Below are 12,858 nucleotides of genomic sequence, written 5' to 3'. Positions count from 1 at the left end.
AGGCTGATCTCATCTCAAGATTCGACATTGCCCGAAATCGCAGCGCATCGCAAGAGAATCGCCGTTGTCGCAAGAGACTGTGTACGATTCGAATCCCGGCCCCCTGGCGTTAAGGATGGCGTGTGGCGCCGCGGAACATGATTGCGCCCTGGCCAGGTGTTCGCTTTGATATGAATATTGGCCGATCTGTTCTGCAGGCAGTCCGGCCGGTGCAGCTACGGCAATTACCGGCAAGGGCGCCGCGCTTGCCGGCGGCACAGGAGGCGCCGGGGTGTCATTCGGCGGCGCCGATGTGGCAGGCGTTGCATTCGCATACGTCGCCGATGGCGCCGCAACCGGCTGCTCGGCATAACTGCCACCGCCGCCGTTGATATCGTAGGTAAAGAAATATTTGTCGGTGGCCGATCTCATGGCGAACGTGCCGGCGTTAACCTGGTACAGGCGGTAACAGTCCTGCATGATGCGCCAGCCGCTGCCGCCGTATATCGTTAGGCAAATCTGGTTCTCGGCTTCCTTGAACTCGTAAGCGCCCATCGTGCCACCGCCCTTGTCAAGGTTCTTGACTTCCAGGCGACCGCCCTGGCCGACGTCATACAGCATTTTTGCGCCGCTTGGACTGTGCCCGGTCACAGTGCCTAGGCTGCTGAAATGCTGCTGCATTTCCTTGCCGGTCAGCTGGCGCTCGCCGTTGCGGCCAGGGCTGCCCTGAACCGTTGGGGCAACTGGAGCGGCCGGGACGCCCGGAGGACTGAAGGGCGCAATCGGCGCGCCGTTCTCGCCCATCAGGACCGTGACCATGGCCGGATAGTCGAAAGCCGCGCCGGAGCTTTGATCGACAATGGCGCCGACGATCCCGCCCAGTAAAATATTGCCGTAGGTCATTCCTTTGACGCTGGACTTGATTTTTGCCAGGCCAGGTTTGATATTTTCTTTGTCGCATTGCACTACCAGGTCGTCGCGCGACCGGTGGATGGTCACCGTGCCCGGCGCGGTCACATAAAAGGTGCCTTTGGCGTTTTGCAGTTTGCAGGAAGCGCCCTTGACCAGTTGTCCCTGGTTGCGGGCTTCGACCGTCACCACCTGGCTGGTGCCGTCGACAATCGAGGCGCAGCCGGTAAGAAGTGAGGACGCGACGATTGCGGCAGCTGCGGCTGCCCGGACCAAGAAATGCGTATTCATCTACTCCCCTGTTTTTTTGTTTCTTATATTTATAGACTGCTTTGTTTGCGACAGGCGAGCATCATTCTCCCCCGCATCAGCCGAGGGTATCGTAGCAGATAAGATTTCCGTGCTGAAAGATTTGGCAATGAATATTTTTCGCTGTGTATAAATTCATACAGCAGCGATGCGAACTGGCCGGCGCGGACGCTGGCCTTGTCGGTGGCGCCAGTGTCGCTATGAAGCGGCTATTTTTCCAGGTCGCGGTTCATGCGCTCGGTGACATCCATGCCGATGCCGCGGTAGCCGATGAAAAGGCTGGCTGAATCGAACATCGGCTCTCCGCTTACCTGAAGGTATTGCAGGGTGCCGTCGGCATTGCGGCGGCTGTAGATGAAATCGAGGAAGGGACGGCGGTTTGCAATGTTGTCTTCCAGCTGTACTCGCTCGGCCTCGTTCCAGCGTCCTGCCGCCGCAATGCTGAGCACACCGTCCGTATTGTCGGCATCGATCCCGAGCATGTCGAAAACCGGGCCGGATACCTTGGTGAATTTTCCTTGCGGATCCTGTTCCCAGTACCAGTCCGAAGACAGTTCCGTCAGACTCTTGAAGCGGGCTTCGCTCTCGCGCAGTTCTGCCGTGCGTTCCAGCACGGTCTGTTCCAGCGCCTTGTTGTAGTTGTCCAGTTTCCGATACAGCAGCCGCACCTCCAGCATGTTGTGGATGCGCGTCTGCACCTCAACCAGGTCGAATGGCTTGCTGACAAAATCCTTGGCGCCCGCTTGCAGCGCACGCAGCTTGTGCGCCGGCTGCGCCGTGATGACCAGCACCGGCAGATACCCCGCGGTTTCGATTTCCTTCAGGCCTTCCATGACCTGGAAGCCATCCATTTCCGGCATTTGCAGATCGAGCAGGATCAAGTCGTAGCGATGCGCCAGGTGCAGCGGGACGACCGTGTGCGGATCCATCGTCGACGTGATGTGTGCATAACCGGCTTTGCGCAGCATTTGTTCCAGCAGCATGACATTGGCTTCCTGGTCATCGACGATCAGGATGCTGGCCTTCAGGATTTCGGATATAAGCATTGCGTTGTTCCCAGAAAAATCGTTCACCTGCTGATAAATCATGCTGCAATTCGCAAGCCGCATTTCGTTGCTGCCTATGCTCCGCTCGGCAAGCCGTTCTTTTCCGCATGGCGCAGCGCGACGTCGAGGGCGTCCATGAATTCGACCACCTCGATCGGTTTTGTCAGGTAGCGGAAGAAACCCGCATCCATGCCTTTCTGGATATCGCGCGGCACGGCGTTGGCCGACAGCGCCATGATCGGGATGTGGGCCGTTGCCACATCTTCGAGCAAAATTTTGAGGACGCCGTAACCGCTGATGCCGGGCAGGTTGATATCCATCAGGATCACGTCCGGCTGGTGCGCGCGTGCCATCTGGATTCCCAGGTGGCCGTTGATCGCCGTCAGCAGCGTCAGGTCGCCGCGCCGCGCAATCAGTTGCTCGACCAGGACCAGGTTTGCCGGATTGTCCTCGACATAGAGCAGCGTGCGCTGGGACTGCAGCTGATCTGCCGCGGCGCGATTCGATTTATCGACGGCGATCTTGTGGATGTCGTCAAGCGCCAGTTCCGGCGCGCTCACCGCCGGCAATTCCACCCAGAATACGCTGCCGGCGCCGACCCTGCTTTCGACGCCGATGACGCCACCCATCAACTCGACCAGCTGCTTGGTGACCACCAGGCCGATGCCGGTGCCTTCTTCGACACTGCTCTCTTGCCCGAGCCGGTTGAAAGGCTGAAACAGCTGCGCCAACTGTTCCGGCGTCAAGCCTGCTCCGGTATCGGTAACGCTGACGCGCACCCGGTCGCTGCCGCTCGTCGCGCATTTGACAACCACACTGCCCTCGGCCCGATTGTATTTGATCGCATTCGACAGCAGGTTGACCATCACTTGCTTGACCCTGGTGCGGTCGGCATGCACATAAAACAGGTTGTCGAGAAGAGGGAAGGTCAGCTGCACCCCGCGCTTTTGCGCCTGCGGCTCGATCATTGCCTGGCAATCCTGTATCACTTCGGTGAGCGACATCGATTCCTGCGACAGTGTCACTTTACCCGATTCGATCATCGCCAGGTCGAGGATCTCGTTGATCAGGCGCAGCAGATACCAGCCGGCCTGCAAGATCTGGTCGATCGACAATTTTTGCGCCGATGACGGCGGCGGCGTATCGGACGCCATCAGCTGCGCGAATCCGAGCACGGCGTTGAGCGGGGTGCGTAATTCATGGCTCATGCTGGAGAGGAAATCCGATTTTGCCAGGTTGGCTTTTTCCGCTGCCGCCCTGGCATTTTCCAGTTCGATATTGTTTTCTTGCAGCGTATATTCGAACTGCTTGCGGTCGGTGACGTCGCGTGCCGCCGCGAACACGCCTTGCAGCTGGTTGTCGCGGTTGTGGAAGGTGGTCGCGTTGTACGAGACCACCGTCTCGGTGCCATCCACGGCGTGGGCGGTCAGCTCGTAGTTGGTCACCTTGCCTTCGCGCAGCACGCGTGTGATGGCGGCCTCGGCACGCTCCGGATCGGTAAAGTAATTCTTGAACGGCGCCCCGATCAGCTCGTCGCGGGTGCAGCCGGTCAGCGCTTCCATCTGCTGGTTGACATCGCTGATGATGCCGCGCGGATCGGTGGTCATCAAGGCATCGATATTCGATTCGATCAGCGAGCGCGTGTAGAACTGCTGGTCGCGCAGGCGCTGGTCAAGCAGCGCCTGTTCCGCTTCGACCTGTTTGCGCGCCGTATTGTCGGTGCCGATCAGCAGGTAGCCGATTACCTTGTCTTGGGCATCGCGCAGGGCGGTGACCGACACCATCGCCGGAAAGCGGCTGCCATCCTTGCGGATATAGGTCAGTTCGTAGATGTCTTCAATGCCGCGCGAGGCCTTGAACACCAGCGCTTCGAAGCCCGGGGTGATCTGGGTGTCGAGCTCAAGGCTGAGCGATGCGGCCCGCGCAATCAGTTCTTGCGCATCCGAAATCCCGGCCGGCGTGATTTTGTCTACCACGTCCTCTGCCTTGTAGCCGAGCATGCGTTCGGCGCCGACGTTGAAAATCTGGATCACGCCTTGGGCGTCGGTGGCGATGCAGGAAAAGTTGGCGCTGTTGAAAATGGCGTTTTGCAAGGCGCCGGCTTTCAGCAGCGGTTGCTGCACGGCTTGCGATGCAGTTCCAGATGTATTTTCCATGGTGGGTATGAATCCAGGTCCGATTGGCTTACAACTGAGCGCTAGCCTCGGCTCAAACAAGGTGGTGACGAATGTAATGCTGCAAATACTTGGCTTACTTGGCCGGCGGCGCCGGCTTGCCTTGCCGCTGGTGTACATCCGACAACAGGCGCGCAAATTCTTTCTTGACCACGCCATAACATTCGCAAACGTTGCTGTTCAGGCCAGCCCGGTCCAGCACGGTGATATGGCCGCGCCGGTAGCGGATAAAACCGAGGTTCTGCAATTTTCCTGCCGCTTCGGTGACGCCTTCGCGCCGCACGCCCAGCATGCCGGCAATCAATTCCTGGGTCATCGTCAATTCATTGGTGGGCAGGCGGTCCAGCGTCAGCAGCAGCCAGCGGCACAGTTGCTGGTCCAGCGTATGGTGGCGGTTGCACACGGCTGTCTGGCTCATTTGCGTGAGCAGCGCCTGGGTATAGCGCAGCAAGAGGCGCATCACCGGTCCGGCGCGGTTGAATTCTTCCATCAATATGTGCGACTTGAGCCGATAGCCGAAGCCGCCGGTCTGCACCACCGCGCGGCTGGGCGTGGTATTGCCGCCCATGAAAAGAGAAATTCCCAATATGCCCTCGTTGCCGACCCCGGCGATCTCGGAAGATCCGCCGTTTTCCAGGACGTAGAGCAGCGAGACAATCGATGTGGTGGGAAAGTAGACATGCTGCAGCTTGCCGCCGGAATCGTAGAGCAGGTCGCCCAGCCGCATCGGGATCAGCTCCAGGTGCGGCGCCAGGCGGTCGAATTCAGCGTCGAGCAAGGCTGCCAGCAGGTGGTTCTGGTTTGGGTCGGGTGCGCTGAACATATCCTTCTTCCTGCTCCCGGTCTTTGACCAGCTGATAGTAGAAGCGGGACTTGAAAGAAGGGCCGCGTTAGCCAAGGTAACATACCTGATCCGTCAGCCTGGGGTGATTGTGCCGAGACGCCCTGGAATCGGCGTTATTGCGGATAAGAGGGTGAAATAGTGCCAAAAAACAACGTTGGCGGCAGGCGCCGTGCTTCGACAACATCTATGGAAATCAAGAAACGGCATTGGTTGTGCATTAAGAGATACATAATATTTCTACGTAACATTGAATTTGAAAACTCTTGTGACATCCGCTTGCGGGAAATGGACAGGTAATGGGTGTGTCCCTAAGATTGATCTTGGAGTATTTACCGTAATCTGTTTCCTGGAGTAAGCAATGAGCGTCCAGCTCGAAAATTGTTTGAACAACGAATATTTGAAGAAAATCGAAGCGCTGGCAGCGCTGTCGCTGTATGGCCAGAATGTGAAAATCGCTATTCACCATATCGTCAAAGATGCCTGTTCCTTTGCTGCGAACCAGGCTGGCGATCCCACGATGCATTTGCTGGCGTTCAAAGGCCGGCTGACTGAACTGGCCAAGCGCACGCATCCCAGCATGCCGGGTTATATAAAGACGTTGGAATATGCCGCCTCGCTGGTTGTCGTTCAGCAGGCCCGCAGTCTCCGAACCTGATCGGACCATTTATCGGATTGCCGCAGGCAGGCGGTAATTTCAACCTGGCTTGCTGCGAGGCGAGCGACCATAACTCGGCAAACATCCCTATGTCTTATCCACAAAAAATCAAAACGGCATTGGTCCTATTGGAATCCACCGGCATTGCACGCTACCGCTACGCTCCGCCGCTGCATCGTTTGTTATGGCGGTCTGGTATCCCGGTCCCGCCTCCCCACCTTGCCAGCATGGCATTCAATTTCCTGTTTTTTTCGGGATGCTTCGCTATTGCCTGGGGCGCTTTCACCTGGTATTTTCTGTTGTCGCCGTCTGGCGCGCCTGTCGCGTTTGCTGTGATTATGGCAATTCTGATCGGCGCTGTTTTCGGTTATGGCATGGCGCTTTATTACCGCCATGCAGCCAGCAAACATGAACTTTTTCTGCCTGATGCCGTCAAGTCCATATCGTGAGCGGATTTTTTCAAACGCGCGGGGCGCATGTCGTATGGCTGCTGGCAGCCTGGGTTGCAATGCCCGCAGCCGCTGATACCGCGCCTGACTTGCTCGCCGGGCATGAGGCGTCGAAAGACGCGACCGCAGTCGCTGGAACAACCGTTGTTTCCGATACCATTTCTCCCTCTCGTACCCGAGGTGAATCGGCACTGCCGCCGGCCGCTGTTGAATCTGGCGAGCATGACCTGTCGCCGGAACAAGCGATCGATAGCGATTTTTCTCTTGATGAAAGTACCGGTTTGCGCTCCGATCCAGGGACGGTCGTCCAGCGTGGCAAGGCCTCTTGGTATGGCCCCGGTTTTCATGGCCGCAAATCGGCCAGTGGCGAGCGTTTCAATATGTATTCGATGACGGCCGCGCATCCAAGCCTGCCGCTGCAAAGCTGGGTGCTGGTGCGGAATGTCCGCAACAACAGGACGGCGCTGGTCAAGGTGACCGACCGCGGACCGTACCGCAGCAAGCGGATTATTGATGTCTCTTACGCAGCGGCGAAACAATTAGGTTTTGTGCGCAACGGCACTGCCCAGATCGAACTGCGCAAGCTATCGTCTAGCGAAGCCAGCGAGGCGGCTCAATCCCCAGCGAAATGAAAAACCGGATGGCTTCCGCATAGCCAAAAAACAAAAAGGCAGCACCCGCAGGCGCTGCCATGAACCGACGGTTCTAGGAGATCCAAACCGTCGACGTTACCCGGATAGATGTATCGTCTTAAATCGCCCAGCCGCCTCCATAGAAAACAGCCAGTGCAACCGCAATGGCGACCGTGCCGAAATTCAGTTTGCGGAACTCGCCCGACACCACGCGGCCGATCACCAGCGTGCAGAAACCAAGCATGATGCCGGTCACGATATTGCATGTCAGGACGATGAACACCGCGCACAGCAAGCCAGCCAGTGCATCGACCGTATCGTCCATGTGCATGCGGCTGACGCTGCCCAGCATCAGCAAGCCGACGTACATCAGCGCCGGTGCGGTTGCATAAGAAGGCACCAGGCCGGCCAGCGGCGAGAAGAAGATCACCGCGAGGAACAGCAGGCCGACCACTACCGCAGTCAAGCCCGTGCGGGCGCCGGCGGCTGTGCCTACCGTCGATTCAATATAGGCGGCAGCAGGTGCGCCGCCCACCAGGCCGGCAAAAATCGAGCTGAGCGAATCGGCTGTCAGCGCCTTGCCGCCATTGTGGATATAACCCTTTTCATTGACTTGCCCGGCCTGGCCGGCGACCGCGCGGATGGTGCCGGTGGCGTCGAACACCGCGGTCATCACCAGCGCCAGCACGCTCGGCAGCACTGCCATGCTGAGTGCGCCCTTGATGTCCATCGCGCCGATCAGCGAGGCATGGCCGGGAGCGCTCAGCGCCGGCACCGCAAATATGCCGGTGAACTTGACGGCCGGATCGAAGATCAGGCCGATGATTGACAAGACCACGACTACCAGCAGGATGCCGCCGGGGACGCGGCGCCGCTCAAGCCCGAAAATCGCTGCCAGGCCGACGATGCTCATCACGACTGGAAACGCGGTAATGTGGCCGAGCGCTACCGGCAGGCCGGGGCCGGCGTTTTTCACCACCAGGCCGACGTCGTTGGAGGCGATCAGCAGCAGGAACAAACCGATGCCGACGCCGGTACCATGGGCCACGCCAGAGGGCAGGTTTTGCAGGATCCAGGAACGCACGCCGGTGACGGAAATGGCGGTGAACACCAGGCCCATCAGGAATACCGCGCCGAGCGCAACCGCAGGCGACAGACCTTTGCCGAGCACCAGGCCGAAGGCGGTGAAAGCAGTCAGCGAAATCGCGCAGCCGACGGCGATCGGCAAACGCGCCCACAAACCCATCAGCAGGGAACCGAAAGCGGTGGTCAGGCAGACCGCGACAAACACCGCGCTGACGTCGAAGCCGGCCTTGCCGAGCATGCCGGGCACGACAAATACCGAGTAGACCATCGCCAGGAAAGTGGTGATGCCGGCGACCACCTCACGGCGCTGGGTGCTGCCGCGCGCGGTGATCTGGAAGTACTGGTCGATTTTTCCTTCGGCGACGGCAATAGGTTCTCCCAGACCCGCGGAGGGTTGGAGTTGTTGTTCCATCATGATCGAGCTGCTCCTTATATGTCCTTGAAGCGGCCGTCACTCGACCGTCATCAAGGTGTCTCGTGTTATGTTTTTGAATAGCCCGCAACCAAATGCCGAACTCTGATTACCAGGCTGCTCGTCATTTGAACGGAAGATGAGCTCGGCGAAGACAGCTTAGGGTATGGACGGCAGCCAACCCATCATGGGAGCTTAATAGCCGCCATTTGCATTTCCATATGCGGGGAATGGGGGGCGCAGCCGCGGCACTGCTTGAGGGAAACGTACTGGAACAAGGAGGACAGGGCGCGCTGGCGCACGGTTTATTCGTGAAATGTATAGGTCAGGTCATGCCAGTTGTGCGACGTTTTTGCGCCTTTGCTCTTGCTCGCGAAACGCATGCCCATGATTTCCCGCTGCGCATGAGCATCGCGTTCCGGGTCGCCGCAGCTTTTCCTGATCGTGACGTCGGTAACGTGGCCGCCGGTATCGAGGTAAACACGGACCAGCACCTTGTCTGTCGAGACCGGCGCGGATTTCACCGTTCCTGCTAGCAGTTTGTCGATAAGGCTCATGGGTTCTGGTCTGACATGGTTGGTTGAGGCGGTGTTTGGAAATTATACGGCGCTGGTGGCAGTTATTGAATGCCCGCTTGCCGCCTTTAATTCTCGGCGGCAATATTTGAGATAGCATGTGGCATTCCCAGCCATCGAGGAGACCGCCATGCGCCTGAATCAGATCCACAGCGTGATCTGCAGCCTGATCTGCACCGTAACGCTTTCCGCCTGCGCCACTTTCCCTGACGGCGGCAGCGGCGGCACCTGCCAGCAGGTGCACGGCAGTGCGCAGCTGCAGGCCGAGCTGCTGTTCGGGCGCGACATCCAGGGACGCGGGCAGGTCAGCGATGCGGAAAGGAATGCTTTCATGGCGGAGATCGTGACGCCGCGTTTTCCGGATGGCCTGACCACCTGGGACACGCATGGCCAGTGGCGTGACGCGGCCACCGGCAAGACTATCCGCGAGGACAGTTTCGTGATCCGCATCGTCGCTCCCGAGACCCCGGAAACGCTGGAGCGCCTGGCGCAGATACGCAGCGCTTATACCGGGCAATTCCACCAGGATGCGGTGGGTTTGCTGGTGTCCCGCCTGTGCGCATCGTTTTGAATCCCTGCCTGCGCTGATTCCCCGGAGGTTTGAGTCTGGCTTGCGGCCTGGTGTCAACGGATTAACATATATTTATTGCCGTACAGCAATATATCTGTCATTGTCGTTTTGCACACATCCGTGTGTAACCCAATGTGGAGATGACATGATAACGACCGTTGAATCACTGCAACTTATCCTCAAGGACAAGCACAAGGCATTGACAAATCATGCTGTTTTTTCCGCCATACGAACCAAGAAGGACCTGCGCCTGTTCATGGAATGGCATGTGTTTGCCGTCTGGGATTTCATGTCGCTGGTCAAGCGGCTGCAGGCAGACCTGACCACCACCGCGGTGCCGTGGTATCCGCCGGCCAACCCGCATGCAGCGCGCCTGATCAACGAGATCGTGCTGGGCGAAGAATCGGACCTGACGCCCAAGGGCGCGATGACGCATTTTGACCTTTATCTGTCGGCGATGCGGGAGATCGGCGCTTCGACGCGGCAGATCGAACAGTTCCTGGCGATGATCAGGAAGGGCGATGCGCTTGCCGCCGCGCTCACGCGGGCGGAAGCCGTGCCGCCGATCCAGCGCTTCGTGACTTCCACCATCGGCACCTGCATGGATGGCCAGACGCACCAGGTAGTCGGAAGTTTTTTTTACGGACGGGAAAACGTGATCCCGGACATGTTCCAGGCCTTGCTGCAGACCTGGCGCATCGACCCGGCTAGCGTGCCTGAGCTGACCTTCTACCTGGAGCGGCATATCGAGGTTGATTCCGGCGATCACGGCCCTGCCGCGCAGCGCATGATAGAGGAGATTACCGGCAACGACCCGGTCCGGCTGCGCGAGGTGCTGGAGGCCGGCATCCGCGCCATCGATGAACGCCAGCGGCTGTGGGACAGCTTGCTGGCCGCCTTGCGGCGCTCACCTTCCTGAGCCGCCGCGGGTTAGTCGTCCGCGGCCGGACATGGTTGTCCGGCCCGGGCGCCATGTTGCAAAAAAATATCTGTAAATTGCAAATAGGAAATCTATTTCCACGTGGAATCTAATGTATTATTGTTGCGGATAGGCAATTATAAGAACGAGCAAGTGTTATCTTTTTGTGAACTGGGGAGGCGAACCATGTGGCTGAAATCCATTTTCAACAAACCCGCAACCAGTACGCAAGACGAGGGGGCGCATGAAGTTGCCAGAAGACCGGCCGCCACCCAGCCGCCAGCAAGAAGAACCATGCCGATCGCCGAGCGTGCAGAACTGCTGCAGCCGGCGAAAAGCGCCAACAACCAGATCCAGTACGACGACAAGCTGATCCCCCAGCTCAAGGGCGACCATGCGGCCCTGCTGCTGATGTATTCGACAGTGGCCAACAAGATGAGCGCGGGCGCCTGGGATGCGGTGCCGGCTACCTTGCGTGAAATGCGCATGGCGATGTACGGCCATTTGCTGACCGAAGGCGTCAAGCTGTATTCCTACATGCGGCGCAGCCTGGCGGAGGAGCCCAACCTGCTCGATGTCTACCGTTCCTATAAACGGGAAATGGATGGCATCGGCCGCGTCGCGTTTGATTTTTTCGACAAGTACCAGGGCAAGGACTGGCTGGCGCTGCCGGATGCGCGCGCGAATTTCAAGGCCGAATTCGACAACCTGGGCAAGGTGCTGGTGGACCGCATCACGCGCGAAGAAAATATCCTCTATCCTTTATATATGCCCTGATAGCTGCCAGGCGCCATCGCGATAGACCAGCTCGTCATCCAGGTAGACCGCCTCCGTCACCGCAAACACGTCGATGTGGTAACGGGCGCTGCTGCGCTTGATGTTGGGCTTGCTGTAGACGCCATGCTTGGCGCCTAGCGACAGGTGGATGCCGCACATGCGTTCATAAGTGCCGATGTCGTTCACCAGCCGTTCCCGCGAAAACGCGCGGTTCATGCCGAAACCCAGCTCCCGCAGCCACACTTCACCTTCGTCGGCGCGGATATTGGCCAGCACCTGGTCGAAATCGGGCGTGGAATCGATTGCCTCGATGACCCGGCCTTTGTCGATCACCAGCGTGATCGGCTGCTCCGGCCGGTTGACCCGGAACGAGGTATCGCCGAAAACAAAAATGCGCACGCGGCCGTTGACGGCTTCCAGGTCTTGCGCTTCGGTGAACACTTCGCCGATGGGGAACTGGCCGCCGATGTTGTTCATCTCGCTGTAGTCGCCGATGTTCAGCTTGGCCGCTTCGAACCGCGAGGCAAATACCAGGCGTTCGCCGCCGCTGTCGACCACGCCCATGCTGGCCTTGTCGATGCGGGCTTTCAAGGCGTAGCCGACGCCGCGGTAGTAGGCGGGGTCGTACGCCAGCGATTCAATGTAATGCAGCGCTTGCGCGCCCGGCATGCGCGACAGGTGCGGGTGCTCGATCACCTTGAGCCCGCGCTTGAACAGTTCGACGCGGATGCGGAACGCCTCGAGGCGGAAGTTGGTGGACTGCACCAGGATCACCAGGTCGTTCGCTTCCAGCGCCGCAAACGCAGCCAGCACGGCCTCCGGCGCGACCGCGTCGAAATCGATGAAGGTGGCGGCGGGCAGGCAGCGCCGGTAAGCTTCGGTGAGCGCCACGGCGAGTTCGCAACGGTTATCAGACACCACCACGGCGGCGTGCGGCGGCGCGTGCCGGATCGCCAGGGAAAGAATGTCGCGCAGGTGCTTTTCCGCAGCGTCAATCGCTTCCTTGCCTATCATGCACGCCGGTTCTTGGTTCGCAGTTGGGAGAATCATCAATTTACCGTATCGGGAACAGAGCAATGCCGTGTCATAAAATCAAGCTTTGATGACGAAACGGCAGCTGCTGGACCGACATTTTAATCGACAGCCGGGATTGGTCCCGATATCGGTCCCGCCATCGGCCGGATTGTTCAGGCAGCCAGGCCCTTGACCAGCAATTCGGCCACCAGCTGGTTGAGGTCCAGTTCGCGTTCTTTCGCCAGGGTTTGCAATTGCAGCACCAGGGCGCCATTGAGCTTGACGGCAAACGGCACCAGTCCCGCTGCCTGGTCGCGCTTGCGTTGCTCGCGGCGGTCGATGGTTGCAGCATCGCCGCCGCCAAAAGCGGAAGCGCCCGGAGCCGTCATTTTTCCCATGAGCTTCTTGGCGTCGCTCTTGGCCATTCCTGTTTTTTTCATTATGGATATCCTTGTAGATTAACAATATGCGTTGCGCGCAGTATAAGCCACGCCGGGCTGGCGCCGT

The 12,858-nt window shown here is 58.9% G+C and carries 14 protein-coding genes; 6 read left to right on the top strand and 8 right to left on the bottom strand.

Annotated elements, in window-relative coordinates; genetic code table 11:
* Positions 1 to 9 precede the first annotated feature (9 nt).
* From CFter6_RS26190 to CFter6_RS20610, 4 genes are all read right to left on the bottom strand, one after another.
* The gene (locus tag CFter6_RS26190; protein ID WP_061541509.1) at positions 10 to 1,179 is read right to left on the bottom strand and encodes a hypothetical protein; all 1,170 of its coding nucleotides are present in this window, start codon (positions 1,177 to 1,179) and stop codon (positions 10 to 12) included.
* Positions 1,180 to 1,406: 227 nt separating this feature from the next.
* On the bottom strand, positions 1,407 to 2,243 hold the full coding sequence (locus tag CFter6_RS20620) for a response regulator (protein WP_236904433.1): 837 nt from the start codon (positions 2,241 to 2,243) through the stop codon (positions 1,407 to 1,409).
* A gap of 74 nt (positions 2,244 to 2,317) precedes the next feature.
* On the bottom strand, positions 2,318 to 4,399 hold the full coding sequence (locus tag CFter6_RS20615) for a PAS domain-containing hybrid sensor histidine kinase/response regulator (protein WP_082814913.1): 2,082 nt from the start codon (positions 4,397 to 4,399) through the stop codon (positions 2,318 to 2,320).
* Positions 4,400 to 4,493: 94 nt separating this feature from the next.
* Positions 4,494 to 5,240 (bottom strand): Crp/Fnr family transcriptional regulator, encoded by a 747-nt coding sequence (locus CFter6_RS20610; RefSeq protein ID WP_061541508.1) that lies wholly within the window; start codon positions 5,238 to 5,240, stop codon positions 4,494 to 4,496.
* Positions 5,241 to 5,619: 379 nt separating this feature from the next.
* Here CFter6_RS20610 and CFter6_RS20605 point away from each other — a divergent pair, with 379 nt between their 5' ends.
* The 3 genes from CFter6_RS20605 to CFter6_RS20595 all read left to right on the top strand — a co-directional run bounded on the left by CFter6_RS20605 (position 5,620) and on the right by CFter6_RS20595 (position 6,997).
* Complete coding sequence (locus CFter6_RS20605) at positions 5,620 to 5,916, top strand: hypothetical protein (protein ID WP_061541507.1); 297 nt, start codon at positions 5,620 to 5,622, stop codon at positions 5,914 to 5,916.
* Between the two features lie 89 nt (positions 5,917 to 6,005).
* On the top strand, positions 6,006 to 6,365 hold the full coding sequence (locus tag CFter6_RS20600; RefSeq protein WP_150118826.1) for a DUF6404 family protein: 360 nt from the start codon (positions 6,006 to 6,008) through the stop codon (positions 6,363 to 6,365).
* Positions 6,362 to 6,997, top strand: coding sequence for a septal ring lytic transglycosylase RlpA family protein (locus CFter6_RS20595; RefSeq protein ID WP_061541505.1), 636 nt, complete (start codon positions 6,362 to 6,364; stop codon positions 6,995 to 6,997). The genes CFter6_RS20600 and CFter6_RS20595 overlap by 4 nt, the downstream gene beginning before the upstream one ends.
* Before the next feature lie 118 nt (positions 6,998 to 7,115).
* Here CFter6_RS20595 and CFter6_RS20590 read toward each other — a convergent pair whose 3' ends face one another.
* On the bottom strand, positions 7,116 to 8,498 hold the full coding sequence (locus CFter6_RS20590; RefSeq protein WP_061541504.1) for an NCS2 family permease: 1,383 nt from the start codon (positions 8,496 to 8,498) through the stop codon (positions 7,116 to 7,118).
* Positions 8,499 to 8,800: 302 nt separating this feature from the next.
* A complete protein-coding gene (locus CFter6_RS20585; RefSeq protein WP_061541503.1) occupies positions 8,801 to 9,052 on the bottom strand; it encodes an energy transducer TonB in 252 nt (83 codons plus the stop codon).
* Positions 9,053 to 9,200: 148 nt separating this feature from the next.
* Here CFter6_RS20585 and CFter6_RS20580 point away from each other — a divergent pair, with 148 nt between their 5' ends.
* From CFter6_RS20580 to CFter6_RS20570, 3 genes are all read left to right on the top strand, one after another.
* Positions 9,201 to 9,641, top strand: a complete 441-nt coding sequence (locus tag CFter6_RS20580) for a DUF3574 domain-containing protein (protein ID WP_061542498.1) — start codon at positions 9,201 to 9,203, stop codon at positions 9,639 to 9,641.
* 145 nt (positions 9,642 to 9,786) lie between these two features.
* The gene (locus CFter6_RS20575) at positions 9,787 to 10,560 is read left to right on the top strand and encodes a DUF3050 domain-containing protein (protein ID WP_061541502.1); all 774 of its coding nucleotides are present in this window, start codon (positions 9,787 to 9,789) and stop codon (positions 10,558 to 10,560) included.
* Positions 10,561 to 10,746: 186 nt separating this feature from the next.
* Positions 10,747 to 11,337: a hemerythrin domain-containing protein gene (locus CFter6_RS20570; protein ID WP_082814912.1), complete on the top strand. Its 591-nt coding sequence runs from the start codon at positions 10,747 to 10,749 to the stop codon at positions 11,335 to 11,337.
* Here CFter6_RS20570 and CFter6_RS20565 read toward each other — a convergent pair.
* Both CFter6_RS20565 and CFter6_RS20560 read right to left on the bottom strand, forming a co-directional pair.
* A complete protein-coding gene (locus CFter6_RS20565) occupies positions 11,323 to 12,387 on the bottom strand; it encodes a M29 family metallopeptidase (protein WP_061541500.1) in 1,065 nt (354 codons plus the stop codon). The genes CFter6_RS20570 and CFter6_RS20565 overlap by 15 nt on opposite strands.
* 137 nt (positions 12,388 to 12,524) lie before the next feature.
* Positions 12,525 to 12,791: a hypothetical protein gene (locus tag CFter6_RS20560; RefSeq protein ID WP_061541499.1), complete on the bottom strand. Its 267-nt coding sequence runs from the start codon at positions 12,789 to 12,791 to the stop codon at positions 12,525 to 12,527.
* Between the last annotated feature and the right edge of the window lie 67 nt (positions 12,792 to 12,858).

The sequence above is a fragment of the Collimonas fungivorans genome (assembly GCF_001584145.1).
GTDB classification, from domain to species: Bacteria; Pseudomonadota; Gammaproteobacteria; order Burkholderiales; family Burkholderiaceae_D; genus Collimonas; species Collimonas fungivorans.
Note: the sequence above shows the minus strand (reverse complement) of the source record. Positions and strands in the feature narration are given on the sequence as shown.